The following is a 20,174-nucleotide window of genomic DNA, read 5'->3' as shown; positions in this document are numbered from 1 at the left end:
ATGTTTACCCCTTTCTATTTCTCTTACAATGTTTTGCTCGTGGTAAGTCACTACTATTCATATAGCCAATGGTTGATAATCCAATTAGTGTAATATTTAAGGTAATTGGATTAAATGGTTGTGTAAAACTAGCAACATTTGTGAATCCTGCTGCAGCTATCAAAACCAATAGAATGGTAATATGTAATAAAAATAACTTCCTCTTTTGAAAAGGTAACAACCACATGATTCCAAACAATATTTCTAAAAATCCAATCATTTTAATAGCTAATATACTATTATCAGTTGAACCAATAAGAACAGAAAGCATCCGTACCTCTTCCGGATGAGCAAACAGCACTTTCGGAACTAGCCCTTGATAGATCCAAACAAATGAAAATAAGAAACAAACGAGCCAATACGTAACCGCTCTTCGTAATAATAAACGTGGATGAAATCCCTTTTCTAACCATAATTTTAAAGCATCAAAACTCCATGCCGTTGCCGCGCCTAATAGCGAGCGAAATATGTATAAATCTATGAATTTCCCTATACTTCCGAACCTTGTGTCATAATCATACTGCGTTTCGAAGCTAATGTTTTTTCCATTCGGCGTATACTTCCAATAGCCTCTTCCTACTTGTATCAATGATAACTTGCTGTCTGTCCAAAATTTCAGCGAAGAAATTCGCTCTCCCGTTTCTTTTTGTAATTCTCCTATCGATTCTCCTTCTCCAGCTATTTCAAGCCCAAAACCGATTTTTGTTTTATATAAAAAACGTTGTAGCTCGCCTTCCTTTTTCTCTAAATATGATATGTCGGTAAAACGTGCATCCCACTCTGTATGTAGCTTCGGATCTTGTGTATATTTCCAAAGTTCGTCCATTGATGTTGCCATTTCAGTTTGAACATAAATTGGTTTTTTCTTTTTCATTTACATCCCTCCATTCATATTATCTATATAATTCATTTACAATTTCCTTATATCATTTTTTGTGCATATTTTCCAGAAAGTTGAAACGACTTTTTATCGATGAACACCAAATAATTTTGTCGAATTTACTCGTTAAAACAGAAAATGTGTGAAAATCGCATAAAGTGAAACTTTGATCAGTAGGGGATTTCTTCATCTCCCACTGATCATTAGCCCTTACCAATCAAGCTTTTACGGGCAGTTCTCCCCCATCTATCTTCTTTGAATTCTTAGAATCTTAAGATGGGAGGCTTACTACCTGCGAATAGCGGGATAAAAATTTTCCCAACATACATTTTACTGCAAACGGTTGAATTTAATCTGAATTTTCTTAATAATTATAATTGCTTCAACATTAAATCTCTAAGAAGGGAGTATTGAAAAAGAAACACTAGAAATAACGAGTAAAAAGCAGTATTACCTGCTATATCGGCTTTATTCATTATATTTGGATTATTATTACCAACTATAGCTACATTTGCTGTGAATCAACAAACGTATCAACTGCACTATTTCATGCTAAAAGACTAAGTAAGCAAAGTATTGTAAAATCTTACCTTCTATTAGGAGTAAAAGATCAAGTTACGAGGTTAGTAACTACAGGCGAGCAAGTCAAAATTGTCAGTGCGCAAACGGATCGTACAACAAATACATACGATGATGTGATACGTATGCCTAAATTAAGTTTTCTATACCTTTAGCACTCTTAGGATTCACGGGGTTTAAAGTACAAACAAAAAGAGTTCGTAACTTCTATGGCCCTACGTCTATTTTAGTTTATGAAAGCGATTTCAAATAAAATATTATGATTTGGTAGTATATAAATCTAAATTAATTTTTCAACATTTATACAACGCCTCTACCACTTCTTTTTCGTTCTACTTCTAGTAGTATACCAAGGTGAAGGATGGTAAATGTATTGAAAACTTTAGTTAGATTTATAGAGATTTATAAAAATAAAATAATAGGTAGGTGGATATTGAGTGAACAACTTCAAAAAACAATTTGCGATAATTGGCCTTTCTAGCACTCTCGTTTTATCACAGTTCCCTGGACTTTTAACAAATTCTTTTCCTTCGGCGGTTGCACATGCAGAAGAGAACGGAACACAAAAGGAACTACTAGCTAATCTTACTCCAGAACAACGTGAAGCCCTTACGAAACTGCAAAAACCAGAGGAACTGCTAGCTAATCTCACTTCAGAACAGCGTGACGCTCTTATGAAATTACAAACAATCAATGAAACTGGTCTGCATTTAGCACCAGAGGTAAATGTGGAGAGTACAGACGAAATTTCTGTTATTGTTGAATTTAAACAAAGGCCACATCAAGTAGCTGTATTAGAAGCAGCGGCAGAAGGAAAAAAATTGTCTGCAGCAGAAGCGAAAAAACAAGTAGATACCTCCCATAATACATTTAAAAAAGATTTAAAAACGATCTTTACGTCAAAAGGAGAGAAAAAAGCACCTTCTTTCCAAGTGAAACACTCTTATAAAAATGCTTTCAACGGTGTGTCTATGAAACTGCCGGCAAACCAAGTGCAATCTCTCTTACAATCAAAGGAAGTCAAAGCTGTGTACAGTGATGTGCAAGTACAAGCTGAACCGCCTGTAAAAGAGGAAAAAACTGAAGTCAGCACCCTTAGTAAAGGAATGGCGGATGAGATCTCCTACCTGCAGGTGGACAAGCTTCATCAAGAGGGGTTCACAGGAAAAGGCATTAAAGTAGGAGTAATAGATACAGGAATTGACTACAACCATCCAGACTTAAAGAATGCTTTTAAAGGTGGATATGACTTTGTCGACAATGATACTGATCCGATGGAAACGACGTATGAGGATTGGGAAAATTCGGGTAAGCCCGAAGTTCCAGGCTTTACCTATTACACCACGCACGGAACACATGTTGCAGGAACCATTGCTGGACAAGGAACCAATACTAGTGAACACGCAACTACAGGGATCGCTCCAGACGCTGAACTGTACGCGTACCGTGTTCTAGGACCATATGGATCAGGATCATTTGCTGGGGTTATTGCCGGAATTGATAAAGCGGTTGAGGACGGCATGGACGTGATTAATATGTCACTGAGCGCAGCCATAAATGACCCGATGTATCCCGTAAGTATGGCCGTGAATAACGCTGTTTTAAACGGAGTTACGGCAGTGGTATCTGCTGGAAACACAGGAGATAAAATGTACACGTTAGGAGCTCCAGCTGCAGCAGCATTAGCAATTACCGTAGGAGCAAGTAATGTTCCAATTACACTTGTAAACTATAAAGGCTCACTTGCAGCAGGACAAGATAAAATATCTGCAGACTTACGCCTATTGGCAATCGGATATGGAGATGACGTTACCAAACTAAAAGACCAGACGCTTCCGATTGTCGATGCTGGTATGGGCAGCGAGGCTGATTTTACGGGTAAAGATGTAAAAGGGAAGATTGCCTTAGTAAGCCGTGGAAATAACATGGCATTGGCTGATAAAATTAAGTTTGCTAAGAAAAATGGTGCAGCTGCGGTACTTTTATTCAATGACAAGGCAGAAGAAGGACATATTCCCGCTTATTTAGCAGAAGGAATCGATTATATCCCGACATTCTCCTTATCCAATGCAGAAGGATTAGCCTTGAAAGAAAAGGTAGAAGTGGGGCACAACAACTTCACATTTGGAGAGATGACAGAATCGAAAACAGAAGGAGATGTATTGGCAGGTTTTAGCTCCCGTGGACCATCACGTGTCAATTCTGACGTCAAACCAGAAGTAACAGCACCAGGCGTAGCAGTCTTCTCTACCGTGGCTTCAGATGTGGTCAATCATGGTAAAGAAGATAATTATGAATATGCATACCAGCGCATGTCCGGAACATCGATGGCATCTCCACATGTTACCGGTATCGCTGCACTCTTACTACAAGCAAATCCTAAATTACAGCCAGAAGACGTGAAGACTATTTTAATGAATACAGCAGATCCACTCAGCAAACCTTACAGCGTGTTTGAAGTCGGTGCAGGACGCGTCGACCCATATGAAGCGATCCATTCTGATGTGGAAATCAAAGTAAATGACAAAACAAGAATGATTGAAAACGGTAAGGACAAAATTATCAAAGAACAAACAGGCGGCATCAGCTTTGGCACACTTTCTTATACAGGCGAAGATATTAAGGACATACGCTCTTTGACACTCAGCAACAAAGGGAAAACAACAAAAACTTTCGATGTAAAAGTGGAATTTCAAACAGATGCAAGGGGATCAAAGGACGCAAAGAAAAACGGCGTAAAGGCGATGACAAGTCATTCAATTACACTCGAGGGCGGCAGTGAAAAGAAGACCAACTTTGGGATTTTGATTCCAAAAACAGCAGAAAAGGGACTCTATGAAGGGTATGTGGTGTATACAAACAAAGACAATCCATCTGAAACATATCAAGTGCCATTTGGGGTCAATTATGTAGAAGAAGGATTTGAAAATTTCACAGTGCTAACAAAGGCAGTAACAACAACATCTATATCGGCTCCAAACCCATTTATGAATAACGCCTCCATTTTCAATATTAAGTTGAAGTCTTATGTAAAGAGGATTGATTTCTTGCTTATAGATGCCAAAACAAACCAATATGCTGGGTATCTCGGCGTTCTTTCTGGTCAAACCTTGAAACCAAATGTAGATACTCCTGTTATAGGATTTTTGGGATATTATTTACCGTTTATTGGAGATCCAAATAAACCATTTTCTACTGATGCAGAATATTTAAACTCTCAATTTACTGATACACTTAACTGGGTAAAACCTGGAAATTATAAGATAAAGGCCATTATAACAAATGAACAAGGAAAAATCTCTACATCTGCAGAAGAACCTTTTTTTGTAGATAATACGGCTCCAGAATTTAAGCTTTCCCTTCCGCACGGAGTGTACGAGTATGAAGCAGGACAAAAAACAGTTCCTGTTTCAGGGTCTATTTACGACGAGAGTGTTAATGATATAAAGGCTGCCGGTTTCGATGTCTCTCAATCTATAAATAAAGTTTCATATTATTACAACAAAGCTAAGCCGGGACCAAAGGATTGGCAGAATACTACACAAGGGAAACCAAGCGGAGCCATTTCTCTTAATCCAGATGGCACATTTGCAAGTGAGATGCCAATGGATGAATCTATCCCAATTCTTCCTGTTCGTTTCTATGGTCATAGTATATCAGGAGCTGGAGATTATCCAAAAATGCCGACAACGTATTTTGTTAAAAAGGGTACACAATATGTTGACGCAACGCCAAATAAGCAAGAGCCAAAAATGGGTGAATCTGTTACTTATACACTAAAAATGAATAATGCTAACAAGTTAAAGGACCAAACGTTTACATTTGACTATTTAAGCGATTACTTTGAAATTGAAAGTGTAACCGTTAATCCGGAATTACAGAAAAAAGCCAACGTACAATTGGATCAAAAAGAATTACCAGGCAGTGGGGCGGTTAAAAAGCATAGTATACATGTATCCGTACCGGAGGGTATAGACGGCACTATGCCAATGGTAGATGTAAAAATGAAAGTTAAGGACAACTTATATTACGACGACGTATTAGAATTGAAAAACCTTACGTCCTCTTATATCAATGCTGAAAATGCAACGGTTTCTGTACCAAGTGCATCTGTTGAATCTTATGTAATCCCAACGTTTTCAGAAATTATGGTGGGAAGTTTGGCAGAAGGTATCCCGCAAACGGTGGATTACAGTAAAATAGGTGCAACTTCATTTGTTACGGATATGAACAACAAAGAATATAAAGGTACAATTGCAAATACGGGCAGTGGCGGTTATCCACAATCAACGTTTTCTAAATTGCCGGTAACTGACAAAGAAATGATGTACCACACTAACATACCTGGACACTTTACAAACCATAGACCGTTTACTGTCTTTAAACAAGAATTAACAACGATTCGTGGGGAAAAAGACAGTCCGATTAATAGCGGCACTGTAAAAGCGGGTGACGTTAACAAAGATGATGTGATCGACATTATGGACGCAGTATTTATGAAAGAAAAATGGGGAACAAATACACGTAGCGCAGACATCAATTTTGATGGTACAGTTGATATGAAAGACTTTGCGTTTATAGAAAAAAATTTCTTATCGGTGAATAAAACTGCAACGAATCCTCCAAAACCGAAAGAGAAATATCAAGGGGAAACATTAGAAAGTATCAAAAAAGAATTAGAAGGTAAATAATAATAATAATAATAATAATAATAGGAAAAGTATCTCCATCACTTTGAATTGTAACCCGAATAACAGGCGCTAAAAAAAGCACTGTTGTTCGGGTTCATTCGTTCTTTATGAATATCATCCCCCACTGATTATTAACCCGCATGTAAAATCACCGTTTCTCTTTAGTGCGCTTGATTTACAAGTGCTTGCTTAATATTATGCATAGTGAAGAAATATTCATTCCCCTATTAGCTTAGGATATACATAGAAATTTCTTATTACTATATAAATCCATTTTAATTTTTCGATATATAAGCCGCGGCTATGGATAACAAAAGGTGACCTACACTCGTTTTCTCTCTTTGTTTTCACTTGGCATGGGGCAGGAAAAGGATCTGACCGCTTCTATGCATGAACGGATGCTCTCTCCCACCTAAAAAGAAAGGTTTTATGTCGTTTTTTTAATTTGTATTTATATAGTTCAGCTTCTCAGTGATAAACCTATTATCTCCCAATAATAGGTTAAATATTCTGAATATTAATAAACCACTTGATTTCCTGAAATATTTTCATTATTATAAAACAAATGTTACCAATAACTTCATAAACCAAACACTCTCGCCCAAAACGTGAGATAGAGGTTGCAACGCTTATAAGTATTCTAAAGGAGACACAGAGATGTCGCTGAATTTAGAAGAAAGGAAGTGTTGCCGAAATTGATAAGTTTCTCTGCACATATCAATTGGGGCTGTTTTCGAATAGAAACAGAACTGTCATATATACAGACGTGTATGTATGAAGAGCTATCTACAAAAAAGAGATATCACATTTTATATGATATTCCCTTTTTTGGCGGTTTTTTTATTAGCTCCTTTTTCTGTTTCCCTTTTCCTGTAACAGCACCATCCTCACTTATTTGAGATGGTGTTTTTTTATTTTCTTTCCGGTAACTACAGGAATAAAGGGGATTTCTAGATTTCTCTCTTATGTGTTGTCACACCTTTCCTGACCTTTTAACAAATATGGACGAAAGAAGGAATATGCAATGGAAACGATTGTTCAAAAATTTGGTGGTACTTCAGTCGGAAGTATTCAGCGCATTCAACATGTAGCAGATTTAATCATTGAAGAATATGAGCGAGGGCACGGTGTTGTCACTGTTGTCTCCGCAATGGGGAAAAGTACAGATGAATTAGTCGCACTAGCTACTGCTATTACGGAAAATCCTAGCAAACGTGAAATGGACATGCTTCTGACAACTGGTGAACAAGTAACCATTTCCTTGTTAACAATGGCACTACAAGCAAAAGGTTATGCGGCAATTTCACTAACAGGATGGCAAGCTGGTATTACAACAGAATCTGTACATGGTAGTGCACGGATTACTGATATTAACCCAGAACGCATTCAATCACATTTACAAGAAGGAACAATTGTAATTATCGCCGGTTTCCAAGGATTAAGTGAAGAAAAAGAAATTACAACACTTGGCCGTGGTGGCTCTGATACAACTGCAGTCGCATTGGCCGCAGCGTTAAAAGCAAAAAAATGTGATATTTATACAGATGTAACAGGTGTTTACACGACCGATCCACGCGTTGTAAAAGACGCGTTTAAATTAGATGAAATATCCTATGATGAAATGTTAGAACTCGCAAATCTTGGCGCTGGCGTACTTCATCCACGTGCAGTTGAATTCGCAAAAAATCATAACGTAATATTAGAAGTTCGCTCAAGTATGGAACAAGAAAACGGAACAATCGTAAGGGGAGAATGTAACATGGAACAACAATCAATCGTAAAAGGTATTGCATTTGAAGATAATATTACACGCGTAACTATTAAAGGATTAGAGCAGGGCTCACTTGCAACCATCTTCTCTACATTAGCTAATGCTCATATTAATGTTGATATCATTATTCAAAGCATTACAAATGAAGGAACTGTACATTTATCCTTCTCTATTCATTCCAATGACTTAAAAGAAACACTAGCAGTATTAGAACAAAATCAAGAAGCACTTCACTATGAATCTGTAGAGTATGAAAATCATTTAGCAAAAGTATCAATCGTTGGATCAGGTATGGTGTCTAATCCAGGTGTTGCTGCTGACATGTTCTCTACATTGAAAGAAGAAAATATTCATATTAAAATGGTAAGTACATCTGAAATTAAAGTATCTGTCGTTATTGATCGCCTTCATTTAGTGGATGGTGTAGAAGCACTTCATCAATCGTTTATGGCAAAAATCCATCCAATGTTACAAACAAATTAACTCTATATTCGTTTTCATATATAACAACAAAGAGTATCTTCTTTGTTGTTATTTTTATGCCATAAAGTGAAACTTCCATCAGTGATTTTTTCTTCATCCGCCACTGATTATTAGCCTTCACCAATCGGGTTTTTACGGGCAGTTATCCCCCGCCTATCTTCTTTGTTTCTCTCTGAATCTTGAGTAGCGGGACAAAAACTTTTTTACACACATTATCAAACAATTCAAACACGTTAAACTATTCTATGTGCAATAATTCCCAATTCTTTTATAAAATGAAACTTTAATCAGTGGGGGTTTTCTTTATCCCCACTGATTATTAGCTCTCACCTCTCTTCTTTAGTTTCCTTATAATCTTGAGGTAGAGGTCTTACTACACGCAAATAGCGGGATAAATTACAATAAAAAATATGTAAAGGCGGATACATAATGCACACAGAAAATATTCTTTTAGTAGATGATGAACAAGGAATATTAGACATGCTTTTCTTTCACAAAATTTTTTTCGATTTAGCTTTTCTCAAACACTAGTAAACATGTGCTATTTGGTAATGACTTTTGTTCACCATATTTATCATACAGTGTGACCTTGGGAGATAGATGTTCTTTGTAACCTGCTAAGAGATACTGTTTCGATTCTATCACCTTTACATTCTCTGAACCTACGACATCCTCTATAAAATCAATATACTCTTGAAGTGTGAATACACCAAATTGTTCTTGTACTTCATGCGGATACGCCTCTTGTCCCCACGTATATGTATATAAAAATTCCATTGCATCGTTTATCGGCATACGTACTCTCTCCACACTCAACACCTCTACAGCAATTTGGCGCCCTTTAAAATCACGTTGATAATTTCGCAAGAAAGGCATCCCCGTTTCATCATGAAAATGCAGTTCACACCATTCATCACTTTCTGTTTTTACTCCATCCCTTATAATCCAACGCCCACCAGGCTCTAAAACTTGAAAAACACTTTCCACTAATCTTTTCATTGTGGCAATATTGAATTTCTTGCCGTCTGTTTCTCCATATGAAAAGATTTCATGATTCACAGAACCGCAATGAACAGTAGAAATGCTTTCTGGTTCGAAGGTATCCGCAAGATTTAAAGCATCCCCTAACGTTACATCCCAACCGTGTCCCTTTTCGTATTTATCATTTGTTAACTTCTCAATTACGTTTTGTGATAAATCCACACCAATAATCGACTTATCAGGATAAGCCTCTTTGAATTTATTCATCATGGCGCCCCCGCCAGGACCAATTTCTACTATCGTATCTCCTACAACATACGGAAGAACAGCAGCTTTTTCATCTACATTTCCATTCATATGTGCAAGATACTCTTCTTCATTTTCCAAGCGATCAAACGCATCGCGGCGTAAACCAAATATTTCACATAACATCATGACAGCTTGCTCATAATGAGCATTATTTTCTTTTTTACAAGCTAAACAAAACTCAATTAGCGTTTTTCCAACTTCACTCGTTCCAAACCCAACTGTCAACACATTTTCTGTTTCCGTTAATTCTGGATACATTTCTGTTTTTGGTATATGACTTATATTCAGCAATTCGACCAGCGATGCACTTCGAAGTACCTTTTCAATCGCACGTTTGGCATATATATTTAAGTGTCTCTCTCCGTCTCTCTCATAATACAGTGCATCCATAAGAGGCTGAAAACTAATATGGTCCACATTCGTATGAATGGCACGTTGATATGTTAACGCGAATACTTTTACGAATTCTTCAAAATTGAAGTGAGTTAATGCCGCTTCTACATACCAAAGGTCATAATGAAATAAAGTAGTAAACATTTCTTCCAGCGCATCATTCATGATTACAGCATATTCTTGTTCAAAGTGCTTATCATTAGGAGAAGCAACGGTACGTAACCGGCGAATTCGTTCCTTCACACTATATTCGACAAGTTCTCCGCAGAGAATCTGATCAATACGTTCATATACATCACCTTGTACTCGCTCCCATAACTCAGACGATACCCCAGTAATAATGCACTCATTTAAAACTCGAAGTACCTCTCGAAGTTCCTCTATCTGAATCATTCCCTGCTTCCATAATCTCACCAATTCTTCATGGGAACTCATGGATACTTCTCCTCGCAGAACTTGTCCTACCAAGCCATGTGTACGGATGAGAGCAACCGTTACATCATCATATGGAAAATAACGTCTATAAATCCAAGCTGAGTCTTCATTATGTGCCAAAAACGAAACCCCTAATTCTTTCCACTTATTACGTTGTGTAACAGAACCACACTTTGATACTTCGCTCCAGCATAAAACAGTTTCCACACGTGAACGAATACCATATGACACATCCATCTTTTCCAAATGCCGTAGCGTTCGTTCCACATAGTCTAGTGCACTACGATAATTCCGTTCTACACTTACGGTTCCGTGTTCTTCTAATAAAAATCCCAACCATAAATTCGCTTCTTTGATATGTAGGTTTCCCTTTTGTGCTTCTTCTATTGCTCGTAAACTGTGTAACATATTCTTCTCCTCATTTCTTTCCATATTTAGCATTTAGAGACATCAATGAAACAAATAATTAGCCCGCTTCCTTAATATGCTTATTGTTTTCCCTTTATTCTACCGTTTTGGCATACTACACATTATATCTATATAAATCCATTTTGATTTTTCGACATATAAGCCGCGGCTATGGATAACAAAAGGTGACCTGCACTCGTTTTCTCTCTTTGTTTTCACTTCGCATGGGGCAGGAAAAGGATCTGACCGCTTCTATGCATGGTCGGATACTCTCTCCCACCTAAAAAGAAGGGTTTTATGTCGGTTTTTAAATTTGTATTTATATAGCTTAACGTTACATCCGTTTCTATCAATTTCCAGTCTATCATACACTTGTCTTCCTTATCTTTTGACCCCTTATCATGTTTCATTTTTATAAAACTCGACAAAAAACACCCAAAATAATCAAGTGCCTCGTCTCGATTGTTCATCCCTCTACAGAAAAACGGCAGAGAATCTCATCGGTATGAGAAAAGACATTCTTGGATATTTCGGGTGTTTTGTATATTAATTCCACGAAACAACGTTAAGTTACTTCATTATATAGTAGAAACTACTAAATCTTAGCTGTACAAACCTTGTAAGAATTATTACTTGTTTTTTAAGAAATAGAAAACGCCTCATCTAAAATAAATCTTTTTTACTTAAGAGATTTGTTTCCTCTTTTAAAACAAATGAATGTTTTCCTTTTTACATGCTTCACGCAAATCATCAGGCCATACAGAAGTTTGAACTTCACCAATGTGCGCCTTGCGTAAGAAGTACATGCACATTCTCGATTGTCCAATACCACCGCCTAGTGTAAGAGGAAGTACATCTTCTAAAATCCCTTTATGAAAATCGTAGTCACGTTTGAAATCTTCACCTTTTTTTGTTAATTGTTCGTCAAGCGATTTACTATCAACGCGAATACCCATTGATGATAATTCAAATGAAGCTTGTAATACTGGATGCCAGAATAAGATATCTCCGTTTAATTTCCAATCGTCATAGTCAGAAGCACGTCCATCATGTTTTTCACCTGAACGAAGTACATCTCCAATTCCGATAATAAAGACTGCGCCGTGTTCTTTTGCGATTGCATGTTCACGATCTTTCGGTGTTAATTCTGGGTATTTATCTTCTAGCTCTTGAGATGTGATAAATACGATATCTTCCGGTAAGTACTTACCAAGGAACGGATATTTTTCAAATAAATGATCTTCTAAATCTTTAAATATTCCATAAATTGTTCGTACTGTTTCTTGTAAGTAATCCACTGTACGCCATTCTTTTTGGACGATTTTTTCCCAGTCCCATTGGTCAACATAAATGGAATGTGTTGCATCAAGTTCTTCATCACGACGAATCGCGTTCATGTTTGTATATAAACCTTCACCAGCTTCATATCCGTATTCATGTAATGCAAATCGTTTCCATTTTGCTAGTGAGTGTACAATTTCTAACTCTTCTCCTGAATGCAGCATATCAAATTCAATTGGACGTTCCACACCGTTTAAGTGATCGTTTAAGCCTGACTTTTTCGTTACGAATAATGGTGCAGAGACGCGGAATAACTCCAGGCGTTTTGCTAATTGATCCTCAAAAAATGTTTTAACTTCCTTAATTGCGATTTGTGTCTCTCTTACTGTCATTAATGATTGATACATGTTGTTTTCCTCCTAAAATGTTTGGATGTAGTGGAAAGAAACCAATAAAAAAAGCCCTTCTTTCCCAAAAAAACTGGGACGAAAGGCTTTGGTTCCGCGGTACCACCCAAATTAGCAACAGAGGTTGCTCACTTATTCAGTACGGAGATTAGAGAGATCTCGATACTGTTCTTCTTGTAACGGCGAAGTACCCGGCTAAGTCTACTTTCCCTCTAAAGGATTTCGGTTAGCGACTCCAGGAGGTTCTTCATAATAGGCTTCGTATCAGGCTCACACCGCCCCCGATTCGCTTTGACTACGTCCTATTACTACTCTTCCCTTCACAGTCGTTTTGTTGTTACATCTCTGAAACATTTTATTAATGATTATTCTATACAAAAAAACAAGAAAGTCAACAAAAAATTTTTAAATGTGTTTCAATTCTTTATATTATGGCTTTATTAATAGATTTTGTTTATGACAATATTTGTATGCAACCATAAAAAAAGAAAGTCTTTAAAAGGCTACCTTTCGTCTCATAATCAAGGCCCCACCTATATAAATACAAATTAAAAAACCGACATAAACCCCTTCTTTTTAGGTGGGAGAGAGCATCCGGCCATGCATAGAAGCGGTCAGATCCTTTTCCTGCCCCATGCCAAGTGAAAACAAAGAGAGAAAACAAGTGCAGGTGATCTTTTGTTATCCATAGCCGCAGCTTATATGTCGAAAAATCAAAATGGATTTATATACATGTAACGAAACCTTAAGCATCTAGAACTTTAACAAATGTTCCTTTCAATGATTTTTCGAAAGCTTTTTGGTTTAATTCTACTACTTTGTTAGAAAGTTCTGTAGCCTTCCTAAGTTGACTATTCTCTACAAGAACTAAAGGGTCAATGATTCGGACCTTTTTCTTTTGATGTATGTCATAATCATCTTCATCGCTTATCACTTTCTTATCAAGATTCCTTATTCTACTTAAAATTTCATCATCACGACTATTAAGCAACTTCTTCCATACAGTAAAATCATCTAATAATAAATCATTCAATTGAATGATTTGCTTCTTCATCGCTATTTTTAATATATCTGCTAGCATAGCATATCCATATACGTTTAATGGATGCAGAAAAAAGTCAATTACTTCGGTATAATAAGCTTCTACAAACCATTCTGCTGCATCAATAGACTCCACACATATTTTTTGGTCAATGATTCTTAAGGTATCTACAAAATAGGAAACTTTGTCTAAAGGAATCATATTATACGTAGCCAAATCACGAAGTGTATAGTCTATGCGGTCTGCACAAAGCAAAGGGAGTGGCTGTTCTAATAAAGACCATCTTTCTATCGGTAATATAGATTCAAGTTTAATCCCATGCTCCTTTAAAACGGAAGGGATTTCAGATGACATAAGAATTTCCTCAAATATTTGTTCATGATAATTTTGCTCTGCATTATCTAGAACCAAGTCTATTACATGAGAAAAAGCTGTATGCGAAATATCATGCAATAATCCTGCTATTTGTTCTTCTATAGAGCCACCTAACTTTTTAATTAATAACATGACACCAACAGAATGATCAAACCGAGTTACATTCCATTTTGAATTTACTAAATAGCTTGCTCCACCTTGATGGATATTTTTAAGTCTTTGAATGGGTTTAGTATAGATCAATTCTGCAAGAACTGGCTCTAAAACAAAATCTCCATAAATAGAATCTTGAATTCTCATAACAAATCAGCCCCTTTCTTCACGTCTAAACAGTTCTACCATTATTTCGAATAAATTACTACCCTTCACTTTATCACTAATTCAAAATGAATAAGATATACAAAGTTAATTTACATAAGACATCACTCTCGGCAATTAGCTCCTTATATCGATTTTACTATACTTTTAAAACTAAATTGGCCCGTTCCTTAGGGAATTCAGTTTTTAAATAATGCTCTTCAGCCATCCAGTACCTTTGTTTGAATTTTGCAAGATTTTCTTGTGTGTATTTACTTTCACGGGAAAACCTTTGGTCTCGTGGACAATCTAAATAAACTAAGCAATCAAAGGAATCTTTCCATTCTCTACGCTGTAAAAAGACGCCCTCAATTATGATAACTCCTGTTTCAGGCAGTGCTATATTCTTAATTTCATGTGTATCCGTTTTATTTTCATAGAAAGGAAGACGGATCCCTTTAGATGTTTTTAAGATTTTAAATAAATTTCCTTGTAGCCATTTTACATCCCATTGTAAGTAGTAATGTTCAAACCACTCTTCATTACCAGTATTGTAACGTTTTTTTCGCTCAACGATGTGATCATCTATGTGAAAGATAGATACATGAATTAATTCTTCCTGAAGTTTTCCACTAAGTTTCTTCACAAGTGTTGTCTTTCCTGAGCGACTTAGGCCATCTATCCCTAAGATAAATCTTGTACCTGTTTTGACCTTTGAAATTATTTCTAACAAACGTAAAAGATTATCCTCTTGTGTCATTCAGTCTCTCCTATTTGTATGTATTTGACATAACACCCATTATCGAAATCTTCACTTTATCTAACATGCGCTACAGTCTCTTCTTTAAGAAAGTTTCCATAATATCTCTCCTAAATCTTTCATAATCAAACTGAAAAGCCACACTATGTGTTTTATAACCTGGATTTGTCGTAAAACGAAAATCGGCAATACTTTGACCGAATCCCTCTCCTTGATCAGGTATTACTTTAATAGGTACTTTTGAGAGGCGAACCGCATCTGGATTTAACAGATACCATATTGTTACAAAGTCATGCACAGGACTTCCTTGTATATCGGGATTCGATTTGGAGTAGAAATTATAATAGTAATCCAACATAGGTTTAATGATGAGTCCTACTGGATCCTGTGTGTTACGATGAAACGTATCGATTTGTTGAACCATTTCAGGTGTAATAATCGCACTTTGCGTAACGTTTAACGGAATAATTGTCAAATTCTTAGCATACTGCAGAATTAGATTTGCTGCATAAGGATCTGAGTAAAAGTTAGCTTCAGCCACGGCTGTCACATTTCCGGGATAAAAAAAAGCCCCTCCCATACAAATGTATTCCTTCACATCCTGCATCTTAGCTAAGTTTAAAACAAATGCGGTTGCCAAAGAAGAAAGTCTTCCTAGATTAATAATGGTTAGATTGTCCAAGTTTGAATCTATAATCTGATAAATATCATGGATAGGATAAACAGGCGAAGTGATTTGAGGAGGAATGATAGGTCCTAGCCCAGCTTCCCCATGCACTTCTGGAAAAGACTTAACAGCTATACCTGTTAAAGGGACAGAAGCACCAAGAAAAACAGGTATCTCCTGCCTTCCCCCAATATACTTTAAATAGTTAATATTCCATATAGCCTTTTCCCTTGATACATTCCCATAGTCAGCTACAATGCCTACCAGTTGAATATCCTTACGAAAAAAGGTATATAAAATAGCAAATGCATCGTCAATTCCTAAATCTGTAAACAAAAGAACTTTTTTTTGCATATGTCTTCCTCCAAAACCTATAGGATTTTAAATCTATTAAGTGGGTAATAGATTTGTACTATGTTTTTAATATATTTTATGTATTTGTAAATAGTACATTCTGTTTATCCCCCACCTAACCTTCTTGACTTCTTGCTGAATTTTGAGGCGGAGGTATTACTGCCCGCAAATAGCGGGATAAAAAGTCCCACTGCTAAGCGGATTTCCAAAATGGAATGCTATGGGCTATGCTTAGCAGTGCGTTTTAATTCATTAGAAAACCATTGCATTTCATCTGAAATCGATAAATTCATAAAAAACGTCATTCTTTTTGTATATTTCCACAAAAAGGATAGCGTTTTTTTGTTATTTGGTTACAAATTTATATTTTCTTGATGGCGATGCGCCGGACCTCTTGTAGATCTTTCCAGGTCATATGTGAATCACAATATCGTAACCCTTTCTTTTAGGCGTTTCTAACAGAGGTAAGTACAGGATACGTTTTCCTCAAATCATCAAAATATCCCTAATCTCTTCCTCCGTAATAGACGACAACTTCTCTTGCACCGGTTCAATGATTTCTTCAATCAAGTTCTTCTTTTTCTCCTGGAGCTCATGCATTTTTTCTTCAATTGTGCCATGTGCTACTAACTTAATAACTTGCACAGTATTCTTTTGTCCCATCCGATAAGCACGGTCTGCCGCTTGCTGCTCGACAGCAGGATTCCACCATAAATCATATAATATGACCGTATCAGCACCGGTTAAATTCAGCCCTGTGCCACCAGCTTTTAAAGAAATAAGGAACAAGTCCCCTTCTCCTTCGTTAAATCGGTTGCATAACTCTACACGCTCAAAGGCCGGTGTATTCCCATCTAGGTAGAAATAAGGTACGCTTTGACGGTTCAACTCACGTCCAATAATTGAAAGCATCTTCGTGAATTGTGAAAATATAAGGATCCTCTTTCCTGTACTCCTGCACTCCTCTACAATTTCCAGTAGCTGTTCAAATTTAGCTGAACTTCCTTTGTAGTCATCGACAAACAAAGCTGGATGGCAACACAACTGACGAAGTCGTGTCAAACCAGCTAGAATTCTAATTTGATTTTTACGCAATGTATCTTTGTTTAAATGCTTTAATGTTTCTTGCCTCAACTTTGCCAAATAAGCTGCATATAATTTTTTCTGTTCTGGAAGCAGTTCGGAAGATTGTAAGTGCTCAATTTTCTCTGGTAATTCTTTTAGTACATCTTCTTTCAAACGACGTAGTATAAACGGTTTCACTCGTCTTGCAATGTTTTCACGCCTCAAATCTCCAAATTCTTTTCTTCCTGGTAGTAACTCTGGAAACACTACATAAAAAATAGACCAAAGTTCTTCTAATGAATTCTCTACTGGTGTTCCAGTGAGTGCAAAACGATATTCAGCTTGAATCGTTTTAACTGCTTTTGCTGTTTGCGTCGTACAGTTTTTAAACGCTTGTGCCTCATCAAGAAATAGCGTATGGAATGGTTGTGCATATAACTTTACATCCCTTCGTAATAAAGGGTACGACGTAATAATTACGTCAAATTTTGTAACATCTTTTAAAATATTTCGTCTCTCTACTTGATTCCCATCAGCAATAACAGCTCGTATATCTGGAGCAAATTTCTTCAGTTCACTAAGCCAGTTATAGACTAATGAAGAAGGAGATACAACTAATACAGGTAACTTCTTCTCGCGAATTTCAGGCAAGACGGAAACGATAAAAGCAATGCTTTGCAGTGTTTTTCCAAGGCCCATATCATCTGCTAAAATGCCTCCAAAACGATAATATGCAAGTGTCTTCATCCACTCAAATCCATATTTTTGATACTCTCGAAGTACCGTATTTAAACTATCTGGTACAGTAAATTTTAGATTTTTAGGATTTTGAATATTTCCCATCAACTCTTGAACCGATTGATCCAAGCTCAAAACATTTCCTTCCCGAAGTGAATCCATCCATTTCATACTACGAATTAAGGGTACACTCACTTCCTCACCTTGTAATATTTCTTTTCGGATACCCGATTCCTTTATGAATTGGTTAATTTCATTAAATTCCTTACTTTCCAGCGATAATAATGAACCATTTGCTAATCGATAATATTTACGTTTTTCTTCAAGTGCAGCCAGTACATTTTTGATATCTGATTCAGGAATTCCTTTTATATCAAAGCGGAATGATAGCCAATCAATTCGCTCTTTCCTCTCCACCCTTATGATAGGTGCACTATTTCCTCTATGAATCCGTAACTTTATAGCAGTAGTTGCATAAATCTGGACCAAACTCTTTAACTTCGGAACAACATGATACAAGAAATTATATTCTGCTTCCTCATTATGCATAAAATAACCGCCTTCAGTCTTGGCAAAGGCACTCTCATTCATAATTTTTAAAATTTCTTGTTCTTTTTTCTCATCCCGATTAAGTACAGAAGGTTGTCCATCCTCTTCTAACGGATTGATTACAATATTTCCATATTGAAATTCTAGCCCTGCCAATAAACGATTCTTAACTCGATCTAAAAATAATTTCGCTTTAAGAGGTGTTTGTTCAATCCGCTCTGATACAACCTCGTCAATTCGAACGTTTCCAAGTTTCATCAAACCTGGTACTACCTTTTCTACAAAGTGTTCCATTTTCTTATTTGGAATATGAAATTGATTACTTTGTGAATGGTGCATCATTCTCTTTAATTCAACAAGTCGATTACAATCCTCATCATTTAAACGATATAACCGCCCTCTAGAAAGAGCATAACCATATGTATCCATTACCTGAACTTGATATAAACCATCAATCTGAAGTATATATCCACCATTTGTACCTTTATTGAACTCAAAATCGATAGGTAACAACTCTTTCGAGATATGTATGCCATGAAATGATTTCCTATCATGCTCAATCGTTACAAATGGGGTAGTCGAAAGCAATGAAAGAATATGATTCCATGAAGCAGGTGGAATTAAAATCATACTTTCATCTTGTTCAGAGCTCATTTGCAACGATTCTAAATACATTTTTTCATTGTGATAGATTTGAATAAGTTGTTGAATAACAGCATCTGTTTCTTGTTGAAAGCTATGAGCATCCGGCGTATAGGTAAAATCATTTGAACATACGAAAGACTCTCTTTGTTCTACTCTATTAAGAAACCCTCTAATTTGATATATAGGGTGTAACTTCTCAAGCTTCACCTGGATGCCAATCAACGCTCCCCCATTTCTTGAAGCAACTGGAATACAAGTAAATTCCACATCAAGCATCTTCCGTGTATCAAATCGATGTTGCTTACTTTTCGGACGTAGTGGCTTTTCACCGAATAAATCTAACATCCCATTCGCTAATTGAATATCTCTAGACAAACCATTTATCAAATCCTTTTTTGAATTGGAATCATTAGACTCTATCGATTGTCCAGTTTGTTGAAAATTATTGATATATAATAATACAGCTGCGATATGTTGGCAGTATGAATCAAAAGAAGCTAATGAAGGGCAGCTGCATTTGGCAGCAATATTACCATTATTAGCATTCTCTATTGTGACATAAAAATCTCCATTCCCCTTCACTGTCGCTTCACAACTATCTCCGTCAGCATCATAATTCTTGATAGTAACTTTTTTTGATTGATAATAAGCCTCACCTCTTTTGTATGAGGTTTCTCCACATAACTGTTTAATAATTGATTTATTTAATGCAAAACTCATTATTTCGACCCTTCCCTAGAAATAAAAATTTACCATTTTAAAAGTTATATTGAAAAAACATTAGAATACAGACATTTCTAATGTTTTCATCTACTCTTATACAACATTTTACATGTTATACACGTAAATATAAAATAACAATTACTTTCGTTGTAATACAATAATCAAGTAAAATAACAGTTAATGTTTTAAGGGGTATAGTTTAGGATTAATGAAAAAGGATAGCAAGTGCTATCCTAAATTCTTGGGTTCAACCACATAAAGAGATAAAATGTATCCGCAATTGTTACAATATTCGGCTGATA

The 20,174-nt window shown here is 36.3% G+C and carries 9 protein-coding genes, 1 riboswitch and 1 other annotated feature; of the genes, 2 read left to right on the top strand and 7 right to left on the bottom strand.

The features are described 5' to 3' along the window. Positions 1–4: 4 nt before the first annotated feature. Positions 5–913, bottom strand: coding sequence for a DoxX-like family protein (locus QUF99_RS12270; protein ID WP_289370355.1), 909 nt, complete (start codon positions 911–913; stop codon positions 5–7). Between the two features lie 1,022 nt (positions 914–1,935). On the opposite strand from QUF99_RS12270, the gene QUF99_RS12265 reads away from it, so the two are divergent. Together QUF99_RS12265 and QUF99_RS12260 are read left to right on the top strand one after the other, a co-directional pair. Further along, positions 1,936–6,189 carry a S8 family serine peptidase gene (locus QUF99_RS12265; protein WP_289370353.1) on the top strand — a complete coding sequence of 1,418 codons (4,254 nt, stop codon included), beginning with the start codon at positions 1,936–1,938 and terminating at the stop codon, positions 6,187–6,189. Between the two features lie 606 nt (positions 6,190–6,795). Further along, a riboswitch (Lysine riboswitch) is annotated at positions 6,796–6,982 on the top strand. 231 nt (positions 6,983–7,213) lie between these two features. Further along, a complete protein-coding gene (locus tag QUF99_RS12260) occupies positions 7,214–8,443 on the top strand; it encodes an aspartate kinase (RefSeq protein ID WP_289370351.1) in 1,230 nt (409 codons plus the stop codon). Between the two features lie 510 nt (positions 8,444–8,953). Here QUF99_RS12260 and QUF99_RS12255 read toward each other — a convergent pair. The 6 genes from QUF99_RS12255 to QUF99_RS12230 all read right to left on the bottom strand — a co-directional run bounded on the left by QUF99_RS12255 (position 8,954) and on the right by QUF99_RS12230 (position 19,869). Then, positions 8,954–10,969, bottom strand: coding sequence for a class I SAM-dependent methyltransferase (locus QUF99_RS12255; protein ID WP_289370349.1), 2,016 nt, complete (start codon positions 10,967–10,969; stop codon positions 8,954–8,956). A 704-nt stretch (positions 10,970–11,673) separates the two neighbouring features. Beyond that, positions 11,674–12,657 carry an aspartate--ammonia ligase gene (gene asnA, locus QUF99_RS12250; protein ID WP_286124451.1) on the bottom strand — a complete coding sequence of 328 codons (984 nt, stop codon included), beginning with the start codon at positions 12,655–12,657 and terminating at the stop codon, positions 11,674–11,676. 71 nt (positions 12,658–12,728) lie between these two features. After that, positions 12,729–12,990 (bottom strand) — a binding site (T-box leader). A 412-nt stretch (positions 12,991–13,402) separates the two neighbouring features. Then, a complete protein-coding gene (locus QUF99_RS12245; RefSeq protein WP_289370345.1) occupies positions 13,403–14,374 on the bottom strand; it encodes an HD domain-containing protein in 972 nt (323 codons plus the stop codon). A 157-nt stretch (positions 14,375–14,531) separates the two neighbouring features. Beyond that, positions 14,532–15,131, bottom strand: a complete 600-nt coding sequence (locus tag QUF99_RS12240; RefSeq protein WP_289370343.1) for a kinase — start codon at positions 15,129–15,131, stop codon at positions 14,532–14,534. 70 nt (positions 15,132–15,201) lie between these two features. Beyond that, positions 15,202–16,152: a nucleoside hydrolase gene (locus QUF99_RS12235; RefSeq protein WP_289370341.1), complete on the bottom strand. Its 951-nt coding sequence runs from the start codon at positions 16,150–16,152 to the stop codon at positions 15,202–15,204. Positions 16,153–16,638: 486 nt separating this feature from the next. Next, a complete protein-coding gene (locus QUF99_RS12230; protein WP_289370339.1) occupies positions 16,639–19,869 on the bottom strand; it encodes an SNF2 helicase associated domain-containing protein in 3,231 nt (1,076 codons plus the stop codon). Positions 19,870–20,174 lie beyond the last annotated feature (305 nt).

This window comes from Bacillus sp. DX4.1 (genome assembly GCF_030348195.1).
GTDB lineage: Bacteria > Bacillota > Bacilli > Bacillales > Bacillaceae_G > Bacillus_A.
The sequence above is the reverse complement of the archived record's forward strand: the minus strand, read 5'-3'. Positions and strand labels throughout refer to the sequence as shown.

Coding starts and splice junctions, on each gene's coding strand:
- QUF99_RS12240 (WP_289370343.1), bottom strand. CDS start 15,131: ATGACACAAGAGGATAATCTTTTACGTTTGTTAGAAATAATTTCAAAG.
- QUF99_RS12235 (WP_289370341.1), bottom strand. CDS start 16,152: ATGCAAAAAAAAGTTCTTTTGTTTACAGATTTAGGAATTGACGATGCA.
- QUF99_RS12255 (WP_289370349.1), bottom strand. CDS start 10,969: ATGTTACACAGTTTACGAGCAATAGAAGAAGCACAAAAGGGAAACCTA.
- QUF99_RS12245 (WP_289370345.1), bottom strand. CDS start 14,374: ATGAGAATTCAAGATTCTATTTATGGAGATTTTGTTTTAGAGCCAGTT.
- QUF99_RS12260 (WP_289370351.1), top strand. CDS start 7,214: ATGGAAACGATTGTTCAAAAATTTGGTGGTACTTCAGTCGGAAGTATT.
- QUF99_RS12230 (WP_289370339.1), bottom strand. CDS start 19,869: ATGAGTTTTGCATTAAATAAATCAATTATTAAACAGTTATGTGGAGAA.
- QUF99_RS12270 (WP_289370355.1), bottom strand. CDS start 913: ATGAAAAAGAAAAAACCAATTTATGTTCAAACTGAAATGGCAACATCA.
- asnA (WP_286124451.1), bottom strand. CDS start 12,657: ATGTATCAATCATTAATGACAGTAAGAGAGACACAAATCGCAATTAAG.